Source organism: Paracoccus sp. 08 (assembly GCF_024105395.1).
GTDB lineage: Bacteria > Pseudomonadota > Alphaproteobacteria > Rhodobacterales > Rhodobacteraceae > Paracoccus > Paracoccus marcusii.
Map to the genome: position 1 here is coordinate 14,936 of NZ_WEKR01000067.1, position 24,284 is coordinate 39,219.

Annotated in this window: 22 protein-coding genes and 1 pseudogene; 8 read left to right on the forward strand and 15 right to left on the reverse strand. The window is 60.5% G+C overall.

The genetic code is table 11. From position 1 onward, the window contains the following. Nucleotides 1-77: 77 nt before the first annotated feature. Nucleotides 78-740 carry a hypothetical protein gene (locus GBO37_RS16765; protein WP_252930086.1) on the reverse strand — a complete coding sequence of 221 codons (663 nt, stop codon included), beginning with the start codon at nucleotides 738-740 and terminating at the stop codon, nucleotides 78-80. Between the two features lie 286 nt (nucleotides 741-1,026). Here GBO37_RS16765 and GBO37_RS16770 point away from each other — a divergent pair, with 286 nt between their 5' ends. Next, a complete protein-coding gene (locus tag GBO37_RS16770; RefSeq protein WP_252930087.1) occupies nucleotides 1,027-2,025 on the forward strand; it encodes a hypothetical protein in 999 nt (332 codons plus the stop codon). Between the two features lie 149 nt (nucleotides 2,026-2,174). Here GBO37_RS16770 and GBO37_RS16775 read toward each other — a convergent pair whose 3' ends face one another. From GBO37_RS16775 to GBO37_RS16790, 4 genes and pseudogenes are all read right to left on the reverse strand, one after another. Continuing rightward, nucleotides 2,175-3,599 (reverse strand): hypothetical protein, encoded by a 1,425-nt coding sequence (locus tag GBO37_RS16775; protein WP_252930088.1) that lies wholly within the window; start codon nucleotides 3,597-3,599, stop codon nucleotides 2,175-2,177. A gap of 424 nt (nucleotides 3,600-4,023) precedes the next feature. Beyond that, nucleotides 4,024-5,177, reverse strand: a protein-coding gene (locus GBO37_RS16780) for an IS3 family transposase (protein WP_252930089.1) whose coding sequence is annotated in 2 segments (ribosomal slippage) — nucleotides 4,024-4,925 and nucleotides 4,925-5,177 — 1,155 coding nt in all. Because the reading frame shifts where the segments join, the coding sequence is not laid out codon by codon here. A gap of 82 nt (nucleotides 5,178-5,259) precedes the next feature. After that, nucleotides 5,260-5,915, reverse strand: a pseudogene (locus GBO37_RS16785) (IS5 family transposase); the annotation flags it as partial. Nucleotides 5,916-6,266: 351 nt separating this feature from the next. Continuing rightward, on the reverse strand, nucleotides 6,267-6,764 hold the full coding sequence (locus GBO37_RS16790; protein ID WP_252930090.1) for an MgtC/SapB family protein: 498 nt from the start codon (nucleotides 6,762-6,764) through the stop codon (nucleotides 6,267-6,269). Nucleotides 6,765-7,106: 342 nt separating this feature from the next. On the opposite strand from GBO37_RS16790, the gene GBO37_RS16795 reads away from it, so the two are divergent. Both GBO37_RS16795 and GBO37_RS16800 read left to right on the forward strand, forming a co-directional pair. Next, the gene (locus GBO37_RS16795; protein WP_252930091.1) at nucleotides 7,107-7,544 is read left to right on the forward strand and encodes a YsnF/AvaK domain-containing protein; all 438 of its coding nucleotides are present in this window, start codon (nucleotides 7,107-7,109) and stop codon (nucleotides 7,542-7,544) included. Further along, nucleotides 7,534-8,400, forward strand: a complete 867-nt coding sequence (locus GBO37_RS16800; RefSeq protein WP_252930092.1) for a YsnF/AvaK domain-containing protein — start codon at nucleotides 7,534-7,536, stop codon at nucleotides 8,398-8,400. The genes GBO37_RS16795 and GBO37_RS16800 overlap by 11 nt, the downstream gene beginning before the upstream one ends. A gap of 264 nt (nucleotides 8,401-8,664) precedes the next feature. On the opposite strand, the gene GBO37_RS16805 is transcribed toward GBO37_RS16800, so the two are convergent. Then, complete coding sequence (locus GBO37_RS16805) at nucleotides 8,665-8,931, reverse strand: DUF6522 family protein (RefSeq protein WP_252930093.1); 267 nt, start codon at nucleotides 8,929-8,931, stop codon at nucleotides 8,665-8,667. Nucleotides 8,932-8,963: 32 nt separating this feature from the next. Continuing rightward, nucleotides 8,964-10,154, reverse strand: a complete 1,191-nt coding sequence (gene hmpA / locus GBO37_RS16810) for an NO-inducible flavohemoprotein (RefSeq protein ID WP_252930094.1) — start codon at nucleotides 10,152-10,154, stop codon at nucleotides 8,964-8,966. A gap of 48 nt (nucleotides 10,155-10,202) precedes the next feature. Between hmpA and GBO37_RS16815 the strand changes: the two genes are divergently transcribed. Further along, nucleotides 10,203-10,661, forward strand: coding sequence for an Rrf2 family transcriptional regulator (locus tag GBO37_RS16815; protein WP_252930095.1), 459 nt, complete (start codon nucleotides 10,203-10,205; stop codon nucleotides 10,659-10,661). A gap of 203 nt (nucleotides 10,662-10,864) precedes the next feature. On the opposite strand, the gene GBO37_RS16820 is transcribed toward GBO37_RS16815, so the two are convergent. Continuing rightward, the gene (locus tag GBO37_RS16820) at nucleotides 10,865-11,998 is read right to left on the reverse strand and encodes an HPP family protein (RefSeq protein ID WP_252930139.1); all 1,134 of its coding nucleotides are present in this window, start codon (nucleotides 11,996-11,998) and stop codon (nucleotides 10,865-10,867) included. 174 nt (nucleotides 11,999-12,172) lie between these two features. Next, nucleotides 12,173-13,402: an MFS transporter gene (locus GBO37_RS16825; RefSeq protein ID WP_252930096.1), complete on the reverse strand. Its 1,230-nt coding sequence runs from the start codon at nucleotides 13,400-13,402 to the stop codon at nucleotides 12,173-12,175. 92 nt (nucleotides 13,403-13,494) lie between these two features. On the opposite strand from GBO37_RS16825, the gene GBO37_RS16830 reads away from it, so the two are divergent. From GBO37_RS16830 to GBO37_RS16840, 3 genes are all read left to right on the forward strand, one after another. Continuing rightward, a complete protein-coding gene (locus GBO37_RS16830; protein WP_252930097.1) occupies nucleotides 13,495-14,370 on the forward strand; it encodes a LysR substrate-binding domain-containing protein in 876 nt (291 codons plus the stop codon). A gap of 145 nt (nucleotides 14,371-14,515) precedes the next feature. Beyond that, complete coding sequence (locus GBO37_RS16835) at nucleotides 14,516-15,226, forward strand: FadR/GntR family transcriptional regulator (RefSeq protein WP_252930098.1); 711 nt, start codon at nucleotides 14,516-14,518, stop codon at nucleotides 15,224-15,226. 50 nt (nucleotides 15,227-15,276) lie between these two features. After that, complete coding sequence (locus GBO37_RS16840) at nucleotides 15,277-16,425, forward strand: mandelate racemase family protein (protein ID WP_252930099.1); 1,149 nt, start codon at nucleotides 15,277-15,279, stop codon at nucleotides 16,423-16,425. Here GBO37_RS16840 and GBO37_RS16845 read toward each other — a convergent pair. The 6 genes from GBO37_RS16845 to GBO37_RS16870 all read right to left on the reverse strand — a co-directional run bounded on the left by GBO37_RS16845 (nucleotide 16,418) and on the right by GBO37_RS16870 (nucleotide 22,477). Continuing rightward, nucleotides 16,418-17,197, reverse strand: coding sequence for a hypothetical protein (locus tag GBO37_RS16845; RefSeq protein ID WP_252930100.1), 780 nt, complete (start codon nucleotides 17,195-17,197; stop codon nucleotides 16,418-16,420). The two genes, GBO37_RS16840 and GBO37_RS16845, sit on opposite strands and share 8 nt — an antisense overlap. 121 nt (nucleotides 17,198-17,318) lie before the next feature. Continuing rightward, nucleotides 17,319-18,074, reverse strand: coding sequence for an ABC transporter ATP-binding protein (locus GBO37_RS16850; protein WP_252930101.1), 756 nt, complete (start codon nucleotides 18,072-18,074; stop codon nucleotides 17,319-17,321). Then, nucleotides 18,071-18,904 carry an ABC transporter ATP-binding protein gene (locus GBO37_RS16855; protein ID WP_252930102.1) on the reverse strand — a complete coding sequence of 278 codons (834 nt, stop codon included), beginning with the start codon at nucleotides 18,902-18,904 and terminating at the stop codon, nucleotides 18,071-18,073. Before GBO37_RS16855 ends, GBO37_RS16850 begins: the two co-directional genes overlap by 4 nt. Before the next feature lies 1 nt (nucleotide 18,905). Beyond that, nucleotides 18,906-19,799 carry an ABC transporter permease gene (locus tag GBO37_RS16860; protein WP_252930103.1) on the reverse strand — a complete coding sequence of 298 codons (894 nt, stop codon included), beginning with the start codon at nucleotides 19,797-19,799 and terminating at the stop codon, nucleotides 18,906-18,908. After that, on the reverse strand, nucleotides 19,799-20,818 hold the full coding sequence (locus GBO37_RS16865; RefSeq protein ID WP_252930104.1) for an ABC transporter permease: 1,020 nt from the start codon (nucleotides 20,816-20,818) through the stop codon (nucleotides 19,799-19,801). Before GBO37_RS16865 ends, GBO37_RS16860 begins: the two co-directional genes overlap by 1 nt. A gap of 45 nt (nucleotides 20,819-20,863) precedes the next feature. After that, entirely contained in the window at nucleotides 20,864-22,477 is a 1,614-nt protein-coding gene (locus tag GBO37_RS16870) for an ABC transporter substrate-binding protein (protein WP_252930105.1), read from the reverse strand. 267 nt (nucleotides 22,478-22,744) lie between these two features. Between GBO37_RS16870 and GBO37_RS16875 the strand changes: the two genes are divergently transcribed. Further along, nucleotides 22,745-24,268 (forward strand): aldehyde dehydrogenase (NADP(+)), encoded by a 1,524-nt coding sequence (locus GBO37_RS16875; protein ID WP_252930106.1) that lies wholly within the window; start codon nucleotides 22,745-22,747, stop codon nucleotides 24,266-24,268. Nucleotides 24,269-24,284 lie beyond the last annotated feature (16 nt).

Below are 24,284 nucleotides of genomic sequence, written 5' to 3' on the forward strand. Positions count from 1 at the left end.
CAGAGTATGTTATACGAAACCCCCGCAGTTCCACGCTGCGGGGGCCTCCTCATTGTAGAGCGTGTTTCCTAGCGATATCAGCCGTTGCTGTCTGATCCCCCATCGGCATCGCCTCCCTCGGAGCCACCGTCCGAGCCGCTGTCTGAATCGCTGCCGTCCGAGCCACCATCCGCCTCGCCACCGTCGGATCCATCCGAGCCGGTGTCAGCCCCGCCATCGGCCGCATCATCACCGGCGCTACCTTCACTCGCGCCGTCATCGCCACCCGGGCTATCCGGTGTATCGCTACTACCTTCTCCATCCGATGCTCCGGCCTCTGCCTGGCCGGCATCGTCACCTCCAGACGATCCTTCGGGGTCCGCGCGGGTTTCGACCCCATTAACAGAAACAAGACGACCGTTGGCCGTGCTGTAGACCAGTTCGGTCGGAACGCCGGCGCGCTGCGCGGTGACCGTCAGGATCGGGCCCTCACGCTGGATGAAGATATCGGAATACCCCTGATCTGACAGGGTTTCTGCGATCGCCTCATAGTTCTCGATACTTTCCAGACGTGGGTAGTCCCCCTCGGTGACGAAACCGCCGGAAGGCTCCTCCTCCAGCGCGTTGTCTGGAACAATCACCGTGGAACCCTGAGGGGTCTCGATCTGGGTCGTCTGCCCAATGGCCGCCGTTGCCATAAGGCTGGTGGCAGCGATCTGACTGCCCACCAATAGAGCCTTGAACGGAGTCTTCAACATCATGCGTCTCCCATTGACTGCCTGGAGCACCAACGCACGCCTACGGCAGCGAGGTTCCGCATCATTCAACTTATACGAGAATTAGATTGGCCTGAAATATGGAAGGATTTTCGACGAAGAATGCGCTATCTCACGCCCCGTCACCGACATATGATCGCAACTGCAAGTTGCTTAATATAACCTCAGGTAGCGCATGGTGCTTGGCAAATCCATTTTTCGGCTGGAAAACCAAAGCCGAAATATCATGTCGCCCGATAGTCAGTGAATTGTCGAACAGGAGGTGTCTGCCATGACCAGGTTCTTCGTTAATACCGCTATTGCGTTCGCTTTGTCGTCGACAGCTTCATTGGCTACCCCGCTCTATGGAGATGGCCACAGTGCGCACTCCGGGGGCGCGCCAAGCGAACATATCTGGCTGGCTCAAGGTAACAGCGGCAAGAACAAGGACAAGCCGCCCAAAAGGGGTCGGGGCAATGCCGGCAACGATAATCCCGGCAATGGGAACGCCCACAGGGGCAATAGAAATGATCTCGCTGCCAGAGGAAACAGAAGCGCCGAGCATGCCCGTGGACAAAACGACAATGGCGCCCGAGGCGCGCAACGCTTCACGACGGCAGAGCGCGCAGAGGTTTTGGATGGCCTCTTATCGACGGCAGCGCCCACAGATCGTGACATGAGGCGCGTGCTGGCCGCGACCGCGCTGGCTTTTTTGACTCCCCAGCTGCTTGTCGCGGATATTCCCGACGACGAGTTGATCACCTATCTCAATTGTCCGCCCGGCCTTGCCAAGAAGGATCCCCCCTGCGTTCCACCAGGCTTGGCGAAAAATGGTGTCACCTATGATGAATGGGCGTCCTATGATCGGGATAGGTACGACACGATCTGGGTCGAACGCCGCGACGAATGGCTCAGCTCCCAAGCTCTGGTCGATCCGGATCCAGAGTCGATGCTGTTGCAGTCGGATCAGATCGCAACGCTTTTCGATCTTGATCCTGCACCAGAAGGCCAGCGGTATGCGTTGATCGACGGATTGCCTGTTCTGCTTGACAATGAGGATTACAGGTCCTTGCTTCTGGTCAATCAGATGGCAGAGGTTCCAGATCTCACTTCCGGAACGCCAATCGCCCCGACCGCTGCTTTGACACAGGATGAATTGATCAGCCTTTATCGCCTGCCACGATTGGGAAACGATGAGAACTATGCTGTCGTGAACGGGCAACTCGTTAGGCTGAATGATCCCAATTACGAGCTTCTTCAGATGATCCGTATTGCGCGAGGGGTTCTGTAAGCCCCCGAAACAATATCCCGGCACTCAAGACGTGCCGGGTCTTCTACGTTGACAGATGCAGCGATTACTCTGTTGGCTGCACCAACTTTGTCGTGACGAACAGTTTGTCGCTGGATGCCCGCAGTCCTCAGACACGGCCTGCCTACTGCTCAGTCCCGACCGCCACCGTTCCCGTTGCCGCCGCCGTTCCCRTTGCCGCCGCCGTTCCCRTTGCCGCCRCCGTTCCCRTTGCCGTTCCCCTTCCCGCTGCCGCCACCGTTTCCGCTGCCGCCGCTGTTCCCGTTGCCGCCGCTGTTCCCGTTGCCGCCGCCGTTCCCGCTGCCGCCACCGTTTCCGCTGCCGCCGCTGTTCCCGTTGCCGCCGCTGTTCCCGTTGCCGCCGCCGTTCCCGCTGCCGCCACCGTTCCCGCTGCCGCCACCGTTCCCGCTGCCGCCACCGTTCCCGCTGCCGCCGCTGTTCCCGCTGCCGCCACCGTTCCCGCTGCCGCCACCGTTCCCGCTGCCGCCGCTGTTCCCGCTGCCGCCACCGTTTCCATTGCCGCCACTGTTCCCGTTGCCGCCGCTGTTCTGGTCGCCGCTTCCGTCGCCATTGCCGCTAGAACCACTGCCACCGGGGCTGCTTCCATTGCTGCTGGAGCCGGCTCCAGCAGATCCGGTTCTGCCAGATCCCGCATCGCCACTGCTTGCGCTGAAATTGCTATTCCTGGCTGCGACCGTATCATCGGGGCTCTTATTGCGGCCGAGGATACCATGAAGACTGAATGGCCGCAGCCAAGGATTGTCGCCCCGTCCGCCAGAATCCCGATCATCGCCACGATCGTCGGCTACCGGTGCCGGGCTGCCATCGCCACTTGATGCAGTCAGCGCCTGATAGGGCTCCGTCATCTGTCCGCGGGCAATCACGGGGTTGGTGATCGGAGGGGCACCGGGGCCACCCAACCACAGCTCCAGATAGCCGTCCTCGGGTGAGGGCGTAAAGCTCACGAAATCCCGTACATCCGCATTCAACGCTGCCGCAAGGTCCTGGGCTGCTGCGCGATCCTGAAGATGAAAATACCGGACATGCGTTTTGCCCACCGTGATGGGCGTCACGGCTTCCTCGGGTGTCCAGCCTTCGGCCGTTAGCCATTCGATGGTCTGGTCACGCTGATCTGTGGCACTTCGCTCGGGAACATAGACAGCAAGCCGCAACTGAGATGTCTCCGACCGCGCCATTGCCTCCTGAGGAATAGCCTCATCTCCCTGATTAGGGGGGCGGGTATTTCGCATCCCCGGCGTCGTGTAGACCGTTGGCTCGCCGGAAATCCTTTCCAACGCATTCGTCTCAGGCCCGGAAGCGGACGTCGCTTCGGGCTGCATGGACGCGATGCCGGCCTGCGTGTCGGCCGATCCCGACAGTGCGGGTGTAGACGCAGTCTCAGACTTCAGTCCTGGGAGCGGCGGCAGGTGCCGCCAGATTTCCTGTGCCGTTGTCGGACCGTTGCCGCTTTCCTGCGCAACCACTTGCGTCGCCATCAGGCACACGAAAACGGACAGTACTCCGAAGGGGACCTTCATATGCTTGTGTCGGTGCATCACGGCGTCGGCCTCCGCTTTCGATGCGCGATACCCGGTGAGACCCAGCCATCTGCATGAGGTACAGGGCTTCAGTCCATAGCCTGTCCCCTCCATGTGTCACGTCAAGTTTAAGTGACTCCACCCAAGGGTGAAATTCTGCAGCCTCATACTTTATCAGCTGATTACGCATCGGCTATCCATGCCATCAAGCCGTACCGATCCAAACTTGGCTGTGAGGCACTGACCGAACTGCAGTTGAGATGACTTTCACAAGCCTGTGCTGGAACTGATGCCCGCCGGATCTTGGAGACGGTCCCAAATCACCCAGCAAGCTTATATAGCTGGTCCAACTGGCGGATGAGATTCTCGTATAGCGCTCGATACTTTGTATTGTGTTTGTATGTGAGGTGCTCCCCCTTCTTTGGACAGGATCTGGCGCTTTTTAAGCTCTGAGTTGCTCCTGTTGATCGAGTTGTGTGACTTCGATTTGCAGTGAGTAGACCACTGCCGGCGGTCGGCCGCCAAGGGCCTTGTGCGGCCGACGGTGGTTGTAGAATTCCATCCACTTGCGGACACCGGCGCGTGCCTGCGATCCGGTCTCCCACGCATGCAGGTAGACGCACTCGTATTTCAGGGTGCGCCACCAGCGCTCGATGAAGATGTTGTCTAGGTAGCGGCCTTTGCCATCCATCGAGATGCGGACGCCCGAGCGACGCAGGCGGTCTGTCCAGGCAAACGATGTGAATTGGGACCCTTGATCGCTGTTCATGATGTCCGGCGGTCCGAACCGATAGATGGCCTCGTTCAGCGCCTCGACGCAGAAGTCGGCGTCCAGTGTATTGGAGATCCGCCACGCCAGGACCATGCGGGTGTGCCAGTCCATGATCGCCACCAGATAGAGAAAGCCGCGACGCATTGGCAGATAGGTGATGTCCACGCACCAGACCTGGTTTGGCCGTTCCACCCGCAACCCGCGTAGAAGGTAGGGATAGATCTTGTGGCCTTTTGCTGGCCTGCTGGTGTTGGGCTTCTGATAGATCGGCATCAGCCCCATCAGGCGCATAAGCCGACGTATGCGCTTTTCGTTCACCTTGTGGCCCTCGTTGCGCAGGTGCCAAGTCATCTGACGGACGCCAAAGAAAGGCGTGTCGAGGAACTGCACGTCGATCAGCCGCATCAGCGCGAGGTTTTGGTCCGTTTCACCCTGCAGCGTATAGTAAAACGACGACCGAGGGATCGACAGCAGAGCGCACTGCTGGCCGATCGACAGGTCTGGATGGTCGCGTTCGACCATGCCGCGTCTCACTTCCCGCCCCAAGGCTTCAGCTTTCTTTCCAAAAAAGAGTTGGCCACTGCCAGCTCTCCGATCTTGGCATGCAGATCCCTGACCTGATCCTCATCGAACACCGGCGCCTTGCGACCACCGCGTTCAAAGACACCGGACGCGCCATCGAGCAGCGCGCGTTTCCATTGATTGATCATCGTCGGATGCACGCCGAACCGGCTCGCCAACTCCGACACGGTCTCCTCGCCTTTCAGCGCCTCAAGTGCCACCTTCGCCTTGAACTCAGGGGCGTGCTGCTTTCGTTTCGACATCGTCGATCTCCCTCGTGATGAAGATCAACAGACAGCAAAAACAGAGCTTACGTCAGTGTCCAGTTTTTGGGGGGCACCTCAGCAGGCGATGGAGGGCCCGATCCACGACGACGCGCAACCTGCGGGACTTGCGCATTGGGATCACCGGGACGACGTTGCGCGCCTCCATCGTTTTGCGAACCTTGTCGGAGTCATAGCCTCGATCTGCGATCAGCACAGCCGGCGCGGGCAGATTATCGTCCATGACCAAGTCAAAGCCTCGATAATCCGATGTTTGACCCGGTGTGATGTCCGACCTCATGGGCAGGCCTGTGCCATTGACGCGGAGATGGATCTTGGTCGTAAAGCCACCTCTTGAGCGGCCAAGACCCTGTCTCCTTCGCCATGGGCTTGAACCAGTGGCGCCTCATGGCTCAGCCCCCTTTTGCGCCCGCTGCCTGATGATGGGCGCGGACCACTGTGCTGTCGATCATCTGAAGTGCATCCGGCACGATCCGACTTTCGCACAAGACCTCCAGGATCTGCTCCCACAAACCCGCCAGGGTCCAGCGTCGGAACTGGCGGTAGACGCTGGACCACTTCCCGAACTCTGCCGGCAAGTCACGCCAGGGCGAGCCTGTCCGCGTTCGGCATGGCCTTGAACCAGTGGCGGCTCATGCCTCACTCCAGAAAATCCCATCAAGAACGAGCCGAATGGTCGGTAGGTTTGCGCCCGTTCGGCGCTCGGACGGCCAGAATGAAGCGCTAGTGAAAAGCCCACTCTTCGTCCGACATCAAATCTCGTGCCAAGCTGGTCTCCATCACGGATACCAGCTTGAATCACGATCAGCGCGCCCTGTGAATCCCTTTTGTCAACACGGCCTAGTGAAACAGACTGCACGCTACGTTAAGAGACCGAGCAACAGGCTTTTTATAAAAAACAGCGCCGGGAAACCGGGGTCATGAATGATCGCCTGCTCCTTGGTCTCGCGCCATCGGGGCAGCGATCAAGCGAAGGCGTCACGATCATCTTGAAGTTCCAGTATAAAATCTGGCAGCGAACGCTCTGGTCTTCGGTCGCTGATGACGAGACACGAACCCTCCCATATATCAACGATCGTAGTCATCACCATGAGATGCAGTTGGTTTTGGGAGAACCATTGGTACCACGGCGAGAATGACCAGGACAATGATTGCTGACAGAACGGCAGTCGCTTCCAGCCCAAGACCCGCCATGACTCCTATACCCGCCGTTGCCCAGATGTTTGCCGCTGTCGTCAGCCCCTCGATCTGATGCCTTGTCGAGCGTACCATAATCGCCCCTGCCCCTATGAAACCAATGCCCTGCACAATGCCCTGCAGGACGCGCGACATGTCCCCGATTTCCATTCCGCTCTGCAAAGGTCCCAGGACAAACAGCGCTGCGCCCACCGCAACCAGCATATGAGTGCGGACACCCGCGCTACGACCCTTCAGCTCTCGTTCATACCCGAGAACTCCGCCCAGGATGGCTGCAAGGACCAGGCGCACCGTGATCCGCGTCAACGTTGATAGATCCGGTACGTCTGAAAATTCACTGCGAATGGTAAGCCATATCTCTTCGCCCATCGCCGTCCCTTCCCAGACTGATACGTTCATGACACTTGCGTAACAACCAAGCTGAGGCATTCCAAGTGAGCGTTATGGGCATGTAAAACCTGCGGAGGAGAGCTCTCAAGCCGTTCATGACTTTGGATCTTGGAGCCTAATCTCCGCTCCAAATGCCAAGTCGGCTTACGCCCTCCAGATTGCCAAATCCGAACGGTACCTTGGCACCAATCCACGATAGGTCGGATGGCTAGGGACTCCGTCAGACGCGGCAGGGTGATAGTGGCGACTAACTTATATTGCCCACCGGAAACCGGAACGAACCGTGGAGGGTAAGGTTGTCGAGCATCACGGAGGGATGTGATGACGTCTGACCAGAACCAGAACCTAGACAAGCAGACCGTCCCGCTTATGGAAGAGCGACTGACGGTCACGAAGCGGAAGAGGGTGACAGACAAGGTCAGGGTCTCGACAGTCACCGAGACGGTGGACAGCCTTGTTCCTGTCGATTTTTCCGACGTCGAAATAGATGTGGTCCGGGTCCCAATCGAGCGGGACATCGACGTCGTCCCGGATATCGTGACTGAAGGGGACCTGACGGTCATTCCCGTGGTCGAAGAGCGCATCGTCATCACGCGGCAGCTTGTCTTGCGGGAAGAAATCCATGTTCGCCGCACCGAACGTCGGGAAACTTCCAACATTCCGGTCACTATCCGGCGCCAGCGCGCCGTGATTGACCATCTCGGCCCTCAGACTGAGGGTCAAATCATCAGCGAAGAGGAAACTCACGATGACCTATGACAATGAAGCCGGTACTTCCAACGGAAGCATGTCCGTCTCCGCCATGTTCGATACGAACGCCGATGCCCAGAATGCCGTATCGCGGCTCGAGACGCTCGGGATATCGCGTACGCAAATCCGAATAGTCGAGGGTGCTGCCCAATCCACGGAGCAACGAGCCTCGACGACCGACGATAAGGGATTCTGGGATAGCCTTGGCGATTTCTTCTTTCCCGACGAAGACCGCTACACCTATGCCGAGGGGCTGTCGCGCGGTGGGGTTCTCGTTACCGTGACTGGCCTGACGGCCGCTCACTATGACCAGGTTCTCGACATTCTGGATGACGAAGGCACCGTGGACCTGGCCGAGCGCGAAGAAAGCTGGCGATCGGAAGGCTGGGGTGGCTATGAAGTCAGCCCCCATGTGACCGGAGCCAGGACCGTCGGGTCAGCCGTCGGGGCGGACGGAAGCTATGCTGACACTTCCTCTAAGACGGGTGACGAGAGCATTCCGATCGTCGAAGAGCAACTGCGTGTTGGCAAGCGAGACACCAGCCATGGGCGCGTGCGCGTTCGGGCGTATACCGTCGAGGAACCGGTTAGCGAAACGGTAAACTTGCGCGAGGATCGCGTTGAGTTGGAGCGCCGCCCGGTTGATCGGGCCGTCACCGATGTCGACACCGCGTTCCAGGACCGGACAGTCGAAGCCGAAGAGTTTGTCGAGGAGGCGGTCGTCTCAAAGGAGGCGCGCGTTGTCGAGGAAGTTAGCCTGCGCAAAACCAGCGATACGCGCCAGGAAACGGTGACCGACAGCGTACGTCACACGGAAGTCGAGATCGACGACGAACGGTCCGACACCCCCCGCACGACCCGCTGAGCTCAGAGATATTCGCAAACTAATTCGGGGCGCATCCTTACGGGATGTGCCCCGAAATTTACGATTTTGCTGTTCTCGAAACGAGCCATATACCTGCAACACTGTTGCGCGTTCTCCGAGGGATCCGGCTATTCTGCGGAGCGTTACGAGTATTCTTAGGCCGCAGGGCTGATTGCGGCAGAGACCGCGTAAAGTCGCGAGTTTCCTCACGCTCAACGTCTTCCTGATCATCACGCGCCACAGATGGGATATTGAAATCGGGTTTTATTCGGCTAGTGCTGCATGCGCACCATCCCGCGCCAATCTCAGCCGTGTCGTTCTCAGGACTGTGCCATCCCCGGAGCAAGTCAGTCTGACGCGCCAGTCTGGTGACTGAAACGTCAGACGAAGCTTGCCTGCATCCGCCCCGGTGCCGCGCTCGACTCCGGTTCTGATGCAGCCTGACTGCATCAGAACCTGGAAGCCGATCACGTCCAGATCCATCAGCGCGGCATCAACAATAGGCTGGTCACCTCTCAACTCGATTTCCAAGGTAGATCTCCCCGTGCCGGTCTTGCGACCCATCAGGCCGCGAGCTGCTCATCCGCGGGACCGAAGAACTCGTAGTGGATCCGATCGGCAGGAACACCCGCCTCCCTCAGGCCCGCAACGAAGTAGCGGAGAAACGGACGCGGGCCGCACAAGTAGATGTCGGCCTCGGTCAGCGGGACGCTGGTCCGCAACCAATCCATGCTGATCCGACCAGGATGGGCCGGGACGTCTGCGCCGCTCTCGTAAAAAGTACTGACGACAATATTTCCGTGGCGCGTCGCAGCGTCCTGCACCTGCCGGGATAGTGCGTGGTGTGCAGGACTGCTTGTTCCGTGAACATAATGGACCGGGACGTCCCGATGCCGCCGGGCCAGGACTTCCAGCATGCTGACCATGGGCGTCAGACCAACCCCACCCGACAGAAGGACAACCGGCCGCGGCGGATTGTCTGACAGGTGGAAGTCGCCGGCGGGCGGCGTCGTTTCCAGGATCGTCCTCACCAACGCATGGTCATGCAGGAAGCGGGACGCTTCTCCCTCTGCCTCGCGCTTGACGGTAATGCGATAGCTCTCGTCGCTCGGCATGCTGGAGATCGAATAGTTGCGCTTGACCCCGGGCAGTCCGGCCGCGTCAAAGCGCAGCGTCAGATATTGGCCTGGTCGGTGGGCAACGACAGGACCGCCATCCTCGGGGCGCAGCACGAATGATACGATGCCGTCGGCCTCGACATGCCGCTCTGCGACCGTGAAGCGGCGCCAGTCGGTCCAGCCGCCGCGCTGTGCCTCGATTTCGGCACGGATAGCGGCTTCGCGCGCGATCAGCAGATCGGCCAGGAACCAATAGGCCTCGCCCCAGGCCGCCAGGATGTCGGGCGTGGCGGCGTCGCCCAAAACCTCCTCAATGGCGCCTAAAAGGGCTTGGCCGACGAAGGGATAATGCTCGGGCAGGATCGCGTATCCGATATGCTTCTGGGCAATCCGTTCGACCGCTGCGCCCAGAACCTCCAAATTTTCGATGTTGCGGGCATAGGCCAGAACAGCATGCGCCAAGGCAAGCCGCTGCGTGCCTTTCTGCTGGTTTGCTTGGTTGAACAGCGCGGCGATATGGTCGTTTTCGAACAGCCGTCGGTACATCGTCTCGGTGATCAATGGGCCGTATTGCTCCAGGGCGGGAACGGTGGCTTTCACCAACGTGATGGTCTGCAGGGACAACGGGCGAGCCATGTGATTCTCCTAAACATGCATTTCTTATACATCTATACGGCGCTATACATGCAAAGCAAATACTTGTATTTATGTCCTATGAAATTGAGCCGCTACACCGACTATTCCCTTCGTGCGTTGATCTATCTCGCAGCGAGCGACGGCAGGCTGGTATCGATCCGCCAGATCGCCGAGGCCCATGATATTTCCCAGAACCACCTGATGAAGATCGTTCAGGACCTCGGGAGCGCAGGATTTATACGGACCACCCGAGGCAGACAGGGTGGACTGCAGCTGGCTCGCCCGGCCATCGAGATCACCATCGGCCAAGTCGTCCGACACACCGAGGGCGACGACCCCCTGGTGGATTGCAGCACATGCCGTATCTCCCAGGGCTGCGGACTGCCTGCCGTGATCTTGCAGGCAAGGGAGGCGTTCATGGGTGTTCTGGACACCTGCCGCCTGTCGGATGTGGCTCGGATGCCCGGCGCGTTTCAGCATCTGTTCCCGGTTCAGGACCGTTCATAGGCCACGCTTTCAGAGCCATCTGCGCCGATTTCGGGCGTGCCAACAGTCGTGCATTTCTTCCGAGATATCCGATTACCCACCGTTCTGATCGCTGCATTGCCGGCTTTAGGCCGGTCAGTCGACTCAACATCGCCAGCAGACCGCAAAGAAATACTGGGTCTCCGACGCGCCTGCCAATTGTTGGACAGTTCGTGATGTTGCCGTCAATTCGCAAGGCCGGATCTCGCCAGCGCGGCGATCAGATCGGTTCGGGTCACAATGCCGACGATGCGACCTGCTGAAATGACAGGTACGGCATCGCATTTCCCGTCCGCCATTTGCGGTAACAGCGCAGCGATTGGCGTGTCGGCCGACGCGGTGGGGCCATCTGTTTCCATGATCTGACTTGCCCGTGACAGAGCGCGGCTACTCTGTGCACGAGCGCCTCGAATACGTTCCAGCCATTCAGGATGACGAAACCGCGCGCCACCGAGCAAATGACGCTGGTAGATCACTCCGAGGAAATGCCCCCCAGCCTCGACCACGGGTAATGCAGTGAACTCATGCCGGAGAAACAAGGCTGCGATATCGTGCAAGGAGGTGTTCGGGCCAACGGTGATCAAATCACGTGACATGATATCCGCAACTTTGGTGCTGCCGGTTCGCTGTCCTGCAGCCGTGACTTCTGCTGCGGCAATGAGGCGAGCCAGGTCCTCGACACCTAGGTTCAGAGACTGTCGATAGCGAGCCAGGATCTTCACCAGATCATCTTCAGACAGGCCAAGGCGTTCGCTTGCCACATGATCAGACGTGCCCTGTGGGTTGATCTGTTCGAACTGGCGAAACGGATAATGGCGCCCGGTGGCCCGTCCATAGAGGACACCCACAACGACAAGGATCGCGGTTCCAAGGGCAACCGGGCTCAAGGCGAACCACAGTCCGCTCTCCTGGGCCAGATCAGGGCTCATGGCCACGGTCATCGCGACTGCGCCACCGGGCGGATGAAGGGCGCGCAGCGTGATCATGATCGCAATGGCGGCACCCACCGCCCCGGGGATCCGCAGGACGGGGTCGGAAAGTGCAGCACAAACGGCGATGGCGACAAAGGCAGAAGCCGTGTTTCCGACCACAGCAGACCATGGCTGCGCCAGCGGACTGCTGGGCACTGCAAAGATCAACACGGCGCTGGCCCCGAATGGCGCGATCAGAAAGAGCCCCAGATGGACATCTGCAGACGCAGCCAGGACGAATGCGCCCGCCACGACCAAGCCGATCAATGCCCCCAACCCGGCGCGCAACGCCTCCGTCGGGTTGCCTACAGGTATCGCGGGGCCCAGGGATCGAAGTACGCGCCGCATCATGTTGGTCTGCCCTGTTATCGGTCATGTCGGTGCGCCGTGCTTACGCTTTGAGCAGACCTGCTGGCAAGTTGAACACCTGCTGCTCTGCGCATGACCACGGATCACCGGCAGCGATCAGCCAATGGGCGCTGACCTCGTCTTCCCCGTTACCTCAAAAGACCACAATAGGCTTCACTCGATTTCGGGCAAAAGCGCTGTCAGAAATCCAAGAAACAGCAGTCCCGACAGCGCATTGAACACCTGCTGCATGCCGACCAGATCGGCGATCCCCCCAAGGGCGGCTGCGCCAAGCGCCCCGACCCCGAACGCAAAGCCGAAGACGAAGCCGGACACCATGCCGACCTTCTGCGGCATCAGCTCCTGGGCGTAGACCACGATCGCTGAGAATGCCGACGACAGGATCAGGCCGACGAGGATGCTGAGGACGATCACCCCCCAGAAGTTGACGTGGGGCAGCAGCAGTGCGAACGGAAGCGCCCCGACGATGGACACCCAGATCACCCTCCTCCGGCCGATCCTATCCCCGATGGGACCCCCGAAGAATGTGCCGACGGCCACGGCGCCCAGAAAGACGAACAGGATGGTCTGGGCTTGGCGGATCTCCATCCCGAACCGTTCGATCAGGAAGAAGGTATAGTAGCTTTTGAAGGTCTCGATATAGACGAACTTGCTCAGCAGCAGGGCGCCGATGACGGCGAATGCTAGGATCAGCCGCGGACGTGACAGTTGCGGGCCCTCGGTCCGCGGGGTTCCGGCCGACTTCAGCATCCTCTGGTGATTGGCGAACCAGCCCGCGATCCGGAACAGGATCACGAACCCGATCACGGCAAGCAGGCCGAACCACACCGTGCTGACCTGCCCCAAGGGCAGAACGAACAGCGCCGCGGCAAGGGGCCCGAGGGCGGTCCCGGTGTTGCCGCCGACCTGAAAGCTGGACTGGGCGAAACCGAACCTGCCACCCGAGGCCATGCGGCAGACACGCGAGGCCTCCGGATGAAACAGTGCCGAACCGATACCAAGCACCGCAGCAGCCGCGAGCAGGAGTGCAAATGAACTGGCCAAGGCCAACATCACGACGCCCACAGCCACCACTGCCATGGATACTGCCAGCATGTAGGGTTTGGGCCTGAGATCTCCGTAGAGACCCATGATCGGCTGCAGAAAGCAGGCCGTGATCTGCTGCGCCAGCGTCAGCAGCCCCAGCTGAAAATAGCTGAGCGCGTACTCTGTCTTCAGTACCGGATAGAGCGCTGGCAGCAGGAACTGGATGAGGTCATTGATCAGGTGCGTGCCGCTGACGGCCAGGATCACCGAATAGGAGGTCGGCATCAGAAGTGAACGGTGGGCAGTCATGGCGGTCCCGATCTGCGAAGAAATAGATAAGGTGTCGATCTGCCCCACGGTCGGGGCGTCACGCCCCTTATGACCGATGTCGCGGAGCCTTACGCGCGAGATAAAACACGGCTATCCAGTAGAAAAACTGCAGGATCAAAATGTCGATCTCCCTCAGAACGCTGCCGTCACTGAATGCCCTTCGCGCCTTCGAGGTCTCCGGGCGCCATCTGAACTTCCGCGCGGCGTCCGAGGAGTTGGGCGTCACGCAGGGCGCGGTCGCGCAGCAGGTTCGGCTTCTGGAGGATCATCTGGGCCTTGCGCTGTTTCACAGGCTGCCACGCGGCCTCGCGCTGACGGGACAGGGGAAGGCGTACCTTGCTGACGTGTCGCGCGCCTTCGCGCTGCTGAGCGCCGCCACCGATCAGCTGCAGCATCGTGCGGATGCCGTCACCATCAGCGTTACACCGACCTTCGCGACCCGGATGCTGATTCCGCAGTTGTCGGCCCTGCAGGCAGCGCTTCCGTCGGTGGAACTTCGCACCGTGGCGACAACCAGTATCTCGGATTTCGACCGCGATCAGGTCGATCTTGCGGTTAGGGAAGGGCGTCCCCCCTTCCCGTCCGCGTTGGAGGCCCGCTTTTTGTTTCCGCAAAAGCTTGTTCTTGTGGCGAGCCCGCACCTGCCGGGCGTGCCCTCATCCGAGACAGCACCCGATCAGATCGCCGACCTTCCGCTTCTGCATGACGGCTACGACTACTGGTCAAGATACTTCGGGACCCATGGCAAGGTACCGGGTCCAGTGTTCAACCAGACGTCCCTGGCGCTGGACGCGGCGCTGGCAGGTCAGGGGATTGCGATCGCGTGTCGGGCCTTTGTCCAGGGGGATCTGGATGGGGGGCGCCTTTTGAACCTCGGCGACGCAGGCTTCGATGCCGACACGGGGTTCTACCTGGTGCGGAAGCGGTCATCTTCGCCCGGCAGTGCCCTCGATGCCGTGTGGTCCTGGTGCATCGAAAGGTACGGCAGCGGGTAGGGTCCCCTCGACCTGGCCTCATATAATCAGCGCCCCAGAAATAGCTCGCCGATGAAATAGGTCCTGACATGCTGGGCGGGCAGAAACAGGTTGTTTGTCTTTCACCTCAAAGCTGACTAATGTTGTCATACAGGTGGGGGCGGACATGACCAAAACTAGAGAGAGACTTTCGACCAAGGTAGCCAACGCCCTGCGCGACGAGATCGTCGGGGGCCGGGTAAAGCCCGGAGAGCGCCTGCCATCGGAGTCCCGGCTGACCGAGATCCATGGGGTCAGCCGCACGGTCGTGCGCGAGGCGATCGCCACGTTGTCGTTCGAGGGACTGGTCGAGGCGCGCAAGGGTGCGGGCATTTTCGCGCAGGAGGCGCGGGGCGGGCCATTCGTGAACCTGGATGCCGGACGGGTCTCCTCCATCATCGAACTGCTAGAATTGCGGATTGCCGTAGAGGTCGAAAGCGCGGCATTTGCAGCACTTCGCCGGAGTCCCGTTCAGGAAGAGCGTATCGCCGACGCCCACCGTGCCCTTATCGACTGCCTGGACGCAGGCCAACCCACCCGCGATCTGGATTTTGCCTTCCACTTGGCGATTGCAGAGGCCACCAACAATCCCCGCTTCGCCGAGTTTCTGTCATTGATCCGGATCGGAATCATACCTCGTGGAAAGCTGCAGACAGGTCAGGATGATGTCCGCCCCAAGGACTACAACATCCACTTGCGCGACGAGCACGAGGCGATCTGCCGCGCCATCTTTGCAAGCGACGAGACCGCAGCACGAGAGGCGATGCGGGCACACCTACGAGGCAGCTTGTCCCGATACCGAGCCTTGTTGCATGAAAGTTCTAATACACATAATTGACAGATGTCATACAGGTTACTACTGTCCTCGGCAAAGAAGCGGAGGACAGTATGATCATTACCGACGTTCAAGTGCGGCACTTTCTAAGCACCACGCGGCGCCATTCCGACAGTGCGGGCCATGCGCATCCAGGACCTCCGCATCAGGTCAAGACGTCGATGCTGACGCTGCGCACCGAAGACGGGCACGAGGGACACAGCTTCACCGTCCCGGAAATCGTTCGTCCGCATGTTATCGACAAATATGTCAAGACTGTCCTGATTGGGCAGGACCACCGTGACCGAGAACGCCTGTGGCACGACTTGGCGCACTGGCAACGCGGCTCGGCCGCCCAGTTGTCCGATCGGACGCTGGCAGCGGTCGACGTGGCACTGTGGGATCTGGCGGGCCGCACACTGAACCAGCCTGTCCACAAGCTGATCGGCGGGTATCGGGACAAGATCCGCGCCTATGGCTCGATCATGTGCGGTGATGAGCTGGAGGGCGGTCTTGCCACCCCCGAGGATTATGGACGATTTGCAGAAACGCTTGTGGCGCGCGGATACAAGGGAATCAAGCTGCACACCTGGATGCCGCCTGTGAGCTGGGCGCCGGACGTGCGGATGGATTTGAAGGCCTGTGCCGCGGTGCGTGAGGCCGTCGGCTCCGACATCCACCTTATGATCGATGCCTTTCACTGGTATTCGCGCGTCGACGCGCTCGAATTGGGACGGGGCCTGGAAAAGCTCGGTTTTGACTGGATCGAGGAGCCCTTGGACGAACAGTCGATGTCATCCTACAAGTGGTTGGCCGACAACTTGGACATTCCGGTCGTCGGGCCGGAAAGCGCCGGCGGCAAACATTGGCACCGGGCGGAGTGGGTGCGTCATGGCGCCTGCGACATCCTGCGGACCGGCGTCAATGACGTCGGCGGCATAACACCAGCGCTGAAGACGATGCGGATGGCGGAAAGCTTTGGAATGGACTGCGAGGTTCACGGGAACACGGCGATGAACCTTGCCGTCTGCGCCGCCTCACGCAATTGCCGCTGGTATGAACGCGGACTGCTGCATCCATTCCTCGAATATGACGAGGGATTTGATTATCTTCGCCAGCTATCTGATCCTATGGACGCCGATGGCTGGGTTCATGTACCCGACCGTCCCGGCATCGGCGAAGACATCGATTTTGACTTCATCGAGAACAACCGCGTCACCTGAGAAAGGTGATCGCCTGTTGTTGCACATCGGGTGGGCACAAATGCCCACCTGGAAAGATTACTGCATCCAGTTCCCCGCTCCAGATACGTCGAAGATGTGCATAGGCTGGTTCGACAGCCTGAAGTGGCAGATGTCGGTCGGCATCACCCGACCGCAGAAATAGGGGCTTGGGTGCCCCGGCTGCAGCCAGGTCGGGCAGATCGGCCAATCCGGTCAGTGATGGGTGCACCATCCAGAACGCGGCCTGCCCTGCGGTGATCGGGGCGTTGGCTCGAAGCAGCGTCCGACGCTCTGCCATCCAAGAGAGAGCCACAGCTCGATCGACATGATCGCTGACCGCCAGAGCCTGCCAGGCTCGGAAACCGCCAAAGGAAAACCCCCATGTGGCCACGCCCAATGCGGCTTCGGGGCGAGTCGCGATCCAGCTGGCAATGTCGCGATCCTCGCCCGCGACCAGGCCCGCAAGACTGGTGCCCAACCCGATCGCCGCGCAGGCCAGCGCCTGCTGATCACCTGCCATTTGCCGACTTCCCCAACCCAAGGTGTCAAAGCAGAAGACCGGGTGTCCCGCCGCAACCAGGCGGTGCGCGGGAGAACCGCTGTAAAAGCCCTGCGGATCATCGATCATCTTGCGCCAGCCTTGATCAAAGCGCCCGCCGTGATCGTGAAACATCAGGACGGCGCATCCGCTTACGCGGTCGGGACGGAGAACGATGCCTGCAGCGCACTTACCGCTGGCGAAATGTAATAAATCACCCTGAAATTCCGTCACCGGGTCCGGGCTTGGCAATGCGGCCGTCCATGCAGCTCGAATGCGAGAGCGCCAGTCGGGCGCGCCATAGGCCAGTGGCAGAGGCGCATCCAGCCGCGCATGCCAATCCGGCGGCCACCCGTCACATGGCGCTGTCATAGGCGATCGATGCCTCGATCAGTTCTTTGGCATAGGGGTGGCGAGCCTGTTCATCAGGGATGCCGGTCAAAGCTCCGCGGGTGAGGACCTCGACCAGATGACCTTTTTGCATGACGGCAAAGCGGTCGCACATGTGATCCACCACCGCCAGATCATGACTGACCATGATGTAGGTGAACCCGCGACGTTCGCGCAATTCGGCTAGAAGATTCAGGATCTCCGCCTGCACGGACACATCAAGCGCGCTGGTCGGCTCGTCCAGCAGCAGGATTTCAGGTTCCAGGATCAGCGCGCGGGCGATGGCCACGCGCTGCCGCTGACCACCCGACAACTGGTGTGGGAACCGGTCGAGGAAGGCCAGGGGCAAACCGACATCGGTCATTGTTCGGGCCATCCGGTCGTCCCTGTCGACAATGCCGTAAATACGCAGCGGCTCCGAGAGGGTGGTGCGCACGGACTGGCGCGGATGCAGTGACCCGTAGGGATCTTGAAAAACCATCTGCAATGTCCGGCACCGACGCGCCAGAGGCAGACCGCGCAGATCCTCTTCGCCAATCATGACGCGTCCCTGCCATGCCGACATCAGCAGCGACATGCATCGCAGGATGGTCGACTTTCCAGAGCCGCTTTCACCGACGAGGCCGAAGCACTCTCCTGCCCGCACATCGAAACTGATGTCATGCAGAATGCGCGTGGAACCGAGCGTGATGCTGAGATCTTCAACGCGGATGGGTTTCATGGGGCCTCCTCGCTCCATTCCGGGCGTCGTTGCAGAACCGGCAAAGGCTTGCGCGGGCCGCCGATGCGAGGCTGGGCCGCCAGCAACCCCCGGGTATAGGGGTGGCGGGCCTGGTCCAGCTCGGATGCCTTCACCGTCTCGACCACCCTGCCCGCATACATGATCAGCACGCGATCGCAGAAATTTCGGACCAGGTTCAGGTCATGGCTGATGACGATCAGGCCGATGCCCCGCTCTCGCACCAGGCCGTCGAGGATGGAGAGGACCTGCATCCGGACCGTCACATCCAGCGCGCTAGTCGGTTCATCGGCGATGACCATCTGTGGGTCGGTCAGCAGCATCATGGCGATCATGATCCGTTGCCCCATGCCGCCCGAAACCTCGTGCGGATAGAGGTCATAGACCCGCTCGACGTCGCGGATAGAAACGCTGGTCAGCATCTGCAACGTCCTGCGGCGCGCCTCGGCTCGCGGTGCGCGATTGTGGGCCAGCCAGGCCTCGGCCACCTGGTCGCCCACCCGCCGGATCGGGTTCAGCGAGAATTTCGGGTCCTGGAGGATCATCGAGATCCGCTTGCCCCGGATATCCAGCATGCGCTTTTCGGACGCGGCCATCAGGTCGATGTCCTGGAACTGCATCCTTTGTGCCGTGATGTCCGCATTGGGCAACAGCTTCAGCAACGCGCGACCCACGGTGGACTTTCCCGACCCGCTTTCGCCTACGATGCCAAGTCGCTCCTGACTCAGCTGAAACGATACGTCGTGGACGGCGGGGGTAGTCGCGCCGCGATACGCGACGGACAGTCCCTCGACCTGCAGGATCGTGCTCATGTCACCTCCGGTTCAACTGTTTGGGGTCCAGCGCGTCGCGCAGACCATCGCCGATCAGGTTGAAAGCCAGGCTGACGCACAGGATCGCAAGGCCCGGAAAGGTCACCAACCACCAGCTGTCGATCATGTAGCGCCGGCCCGTAGCAATCATTGCTCCCCATTCCGGCAGCGGCGGCTGTGCGCCAAGACCCAGGAAGCCCAGGCCCGCTGCCGTCAGGATCACGGTGGCCATGTTCAGGGTCAGCCGGATCGTCACCGAAGGGAGGCACATCGGCACAATCGATTTGCAGATGATGCGCAGATCGGACGCGCCCTGCAGTCGGGCGGCGGACACGTAATCCTCTTTTCGGAAGGTCATCGTCTCGGCGCGTGCCAGGCGAGCAACCGGTGGCCAAGAGGTCAGCGCGATGGCGATGATGGCATTCCTCAGGTTCGGACCGAGGGCCGCGACAAAGGCCAGCGACAGGATCAGGCTTGGGAAAGACAGGAAGATGTCGGTGATGCGCATCATCACCGTGTCAATGCGCCCCCCGTAATAGCCCGCAACAGTCCCCACGGCGAGGCCGATGGGTCCGACGACAATCGTCACCAGCGCGATGATCGAGAGGGTGATGCGGGTGCCCCAGACAAGACGGCTCCAGATGTCGCGGCCCAGCTCGTCGGTTCCGAACCAGTTCTGCGCCGAGGGTGGTGCCAGGGTGTTGGACAGATCCTGAGCATAGGGTGCATGTGTCGCCAGAAGCGGCGCAAGGATCGCGCCAAAGACCAGCAGCGCGATGACCACCAACCCGAAAACCGACGTCGGCTGGCGCAGAAGAAACCGCAGGATGCGCCCTGCCGGGGCTAGAGCAGAAAGAGATGACGAGCCGGAGTCAGTTGCGCGTTCGGTCAGCATCAGCGGGTCCTCGGATCAAAGACGCGGTACAGCACGTCCGACAGCAGGTTCAGTGCAATGAAGATGACGCCGACCAGCAGCACACAGGTCATCACCGCGTTCATGTCGCCCGTCATCAGGTTCGACGTCAGGTACTGCCCGAAGCCGGGCCAGGAAAAGACTGTCTCGATCAGCACGGCCCCTTCCAACAGTGCGCCATAGGCAAGCGCCACGATCGTTACCAATTGCACGCGGATGTTCAGGAAAGCATGCCGCCAAATGGTCTGGCGCACGGACAGCCCCTTGACGCGCGCGGTGGTGATGTACTCCTGATTGATCTGGTCCAGCATGAAGCTGCGTGTCATCCGAGTGATATAGGCCGAAGACGAATAACCCAGCAGGCTGGCAGGCAGGATCAGGTGGTTCAAAGCGGACCAGACGACGTCCCATTCGCGAGCCAGCATGGCATCGATGACGATGAAATTCGTCACTGGCGGCACCAGTCCTATATAATAGTCACTGATCCGCCCACCACCGCCGACCCATCCAAGAGCTGCGTAGAAGACCAGTAGTGCGATCATCCCGGTCCAGAAGATCGGCATCGAGTGGCCCATCAGGCTGAAAATGCGGATGACATGATCGGGCCACCGATCCTTGTTGACCGCCGCCAGCACGCCCAATGGGATGCCCAGTCCCGCGCCGATCAGGATCGCCAGCGTAGCCAGTTCCAGCGTCGCAGGCATGACCATAAGAATATCCTGGATCACCGGCTGCCCGGTGCGGATCGAGGTTCCGAAATCTCCGGTCAGCACATCACGCAGATACATCAGGAACTGGACCGGCAAGGGCCGGTCGAACCCCAGTTGCGTGTAGACCTGCATGTAAGTGTCTTGCGAGGCCTCCTCGCCCACGATGGCGCGGACAGGATCGGCCGGCATCATCCGCCCGATCGCGAATGTCAGGACCAAAAGGCCCAGCAATGTCACGGCAATGGTGCCTAGTTGCCGGGCGAAGCCGGCCATGCGTGATGTCGGTTCCATCCTGTCCCTCCCCGGGGCTGCGGGGGCAACTTGCCCCCTTTTCGCTCAGCGAACCTTGGCCACGGTCGCGAGGTCGGTGGACCACGATGGATTCAGCACGAACCCCTCCAGATCGTCGCGATAGGCGACAGAGGTGACCACCTCGGAGAAGGGGATGATCGGCACCACCACCTCCTCGATCCTGTTCTGGATATCGACGTAAAGCTGGCGGCGTGCCTCGTCATCGGCCTCCGATGCGGCGGCGTCGATCATCTCGTTCAGTTTCGGGTCCGAAAAACTGGTTCGCCACCCCTGAAAATTGGTGAGCTGCGCTTCGTCCGAATTGTCAGGATTGTAGATCAGTGCACGCATGTTGCTGTCGGGATCGGGCAATTGCCCGCCGCCGCCCCGACCGACGATCATCTCGAAGTTGCGCTCTCGCATGGCCCCATAGATCTGTTCACCCGATCCGGTTATCACCTCGGCCCGCACGCCGCCTTGCGCCAGCGATCCCTGTAGAGCCGTGGCTAGGTTCAGGAACGGATCGTCCGACAAGGCCCGCAGCGTCACGTCGATCCCGTCGGGATAGCCCGCCTCGGCTAACAGCGCTTTGGCCTTTTCGGGATCCGGGGCATACCCGGGGTCATCCAGCAGTCCGAAAAACCCGCCCGAAATGGGCCTTTGATGAGGCTTGCCGAAATAAGGCAGAATGGCATCGTTCATGCCCTGATAGTCGATCAGATAGCGCATCGCCTCGCGCAGCTTGGGGTCCTGGAACCGCTCATCTGCCATCGACATGGCAAGGTAATAAAACCCTGCCGAGGGTGTCGTCTGGATGTCGATACCTTCGGCGGTTTCCAGCGCCTTCAGGTCGGCAGGCGCAAGCTGGAAGGCAATATCCAGGTCATGCTGGTCCAGTTGCAGCCGCTGGCTTTGGGATTCCGGGATATGGCGCCAGATGATGCGGCGCATGGCGGACGGTTCACCCCAGAAATTATCGTTGCGCGTCAGCAGCACGAGGTTGTTCGACTGCCACTGCTGGAGCGAAAAAGCCGCCGATCCCGCAGAGTTCTGTGAAAGCCAAGCTGCACCCCAGTCATTGTCGCGTTCATTTTCCTGGACCAGCGCAGAGTCGATGATCGAACCGGGGCCGACGATGCCAAGCGTGGCGATGATCAGCTGCGGATTGACCTTCTGCGGCAGGGTCACGACAACGGTCCGGTCGTCTGGTGCCGTAAATGCCTGTTCCGCACCTTCGGCCGTGAACCCATATGTCTTCAGAAAGCTGGCTTGCGCTAGGTTGAGCGTCAGAAGACGGCGGAACGACCAGACGACATCTTCCGCCCGGACCGGATTGCCCGATGCGAATTGCGCGCCATCGCGCAGCGTGAAGGTGATGGTTGTCGCATCGTCCGAGACTTCCCAGCTTTCGGCCAGATCCGGTTGCACCTCTGATCGGTTCTCCGGATCGAGCTGAACCAGCCCATCATAGACATTGGCCAGAACCTGGACAGTTTCCTTACCGGTGATGGCCGCTGGATCGAGTGTCAGGATGTTGGTCATCGAAAACCCGACGACCAGCTGGTCTTCCGGAGTCTCGGCAATGGCTGACAAGGCCGACAGGCCCAGTGCTGCGGCAGACACGGTGGCAATCAAGCCCAAGCGTGCGGATCTGGTCATCTTATCCTCCCTAGAAGCTGACCGCCCGTTCCTCTCCGAGATGTCAGACAGCATCTGCAATATGTTATACAGAGAACGCCGCTGTCAATGCATCTGTTGTCGGATGCTGTGGCCACTGATGGTCGGAATTCATCATTACGTAGCCACATCCGCTGTCAGACAGCATCCTGATCAGCTTGACCATACGGCTCAACTGAAATATTAGCATTTCAATTGTTCGGTTGAAGTGCTTTCCGATCGGACGGGATCATGACGGAGGAGCCTTAGATGGACGCCAGCAAGACAATCGCCACCCCGCACGGGAATCATCTGATTGCGGGAGAATGGGTGGCGGGATCAGAGACGTTTGAGTCGGATCCGGCAAGCGGACCGCGGTTCTCTTTCTCGGTGGGCACCGTCGAGCTTGTCGACCGTGCCTGCCATGCAGCAGAAGACGCATTTGCCGCCTATTCCCATACCAGCCGCGCGGATCGAGCCAATTTTCTGGAAGCGATTGCCGACCAGATAGAAACCCGCGCGGATGCCATCACCGCCATTGGAACCCAAGAAACCAGCTTGCCCGTGGCGCGCCTCCAGGGTGAACGCGGCCGCACGACCGGTCAGTTGCGCCTGTTTGCGCAGCACATCCGCGAAGGTGGCTATCTTGACCGCCGGCATGATGCGGCATTGCCTGACCGCCAGCCCCTGCCCCGTCCCGATCTTCGGATGATCCAACGGCCCATCGGCCCGGTCGCGGTGTTCGGCGCCTCGAACTTCCCACTGGCGTTCTCGGTCGCGGGCGGAGACACAGCCGCGGCATTGGCGGCAGGCTGCCCCGTGGTGGTCAAGGGCCACAGCGCCCACCCTGGAACGGGCGAGATCGTGGCTGAAGCGATCAAGGCGGCAATCGAGGCCACGGGAATGCCCAAAGGCGTGTTCAGTCTGATCCAGGGCGGCAAACGTGACGTCGGCACGGCCCTTGTCCAACATCCCCTGATCAAGGCGGTCGGCTTTACCGGTTCGCTGTCCGGCGGCCGGGCGTTGTTCGACCTCTGCGCGCAACGCGATGAGCCAATTCCGTTCTTTGGTGAACTGGGTTCGGTGAATCCGATGTTCCTCCTGCCGCAGGCCACAGCGGCGCGTGCTGAGGAACTGGGCGTAGGATGGGCCGCCTCGTTGACGATGGGCGCGGGTCAATTCTGCACCAACCCCGGCATTGCGGTGGTGCAGGCGGGCGCCGCCGCAGTGAAGTTCGTGCAGGCGACCCGAGAGGCGCTTTTGAAGGCGTCTTCGCAGGTGATGCTGACGACCGGCATGGCTGCCGCCTACCGCGAGGGAGCCGCCCATATGGCAGATCGCGCCGAACCGGTAATATCCACCGACAGCAAGGGGCGGGAAGCATTGCCCAACCTCTACAAGGTCGACGCGTCGCGCTGGCTGGCCGACCCATCCCTGTCGGAAGAGGTCTTCGGGCCGCTTGGGCTGGTCGTGCAAGTCGATAGCCCGGATCAGATGGTGGACATCGCGAAGGCCTTGAAGGGCCAGCTGACCGCAACGATGCACATGGATGACAGCGACACCGAGCTGGCCCGTCAGCTGCTGACGGTCCTCGAACGAAAGGCTGGGCGCGTGCTGGTCAACGGCTTTCCGACCGGTGTCGAGGTTGCCGATGCGATGGTCCACGGTGGCCCATATCCCGCCAGCACGAACTTCGGCGCGACATCCGTCGGCACTCTGTCGATCCGCCGTTTCCTGCGCCCAGTCTGCTTTCAGAACATCCCCCAGGGCGTCATGCCCGACGACCTGGCCTGATCCAATCTCAAGGAGA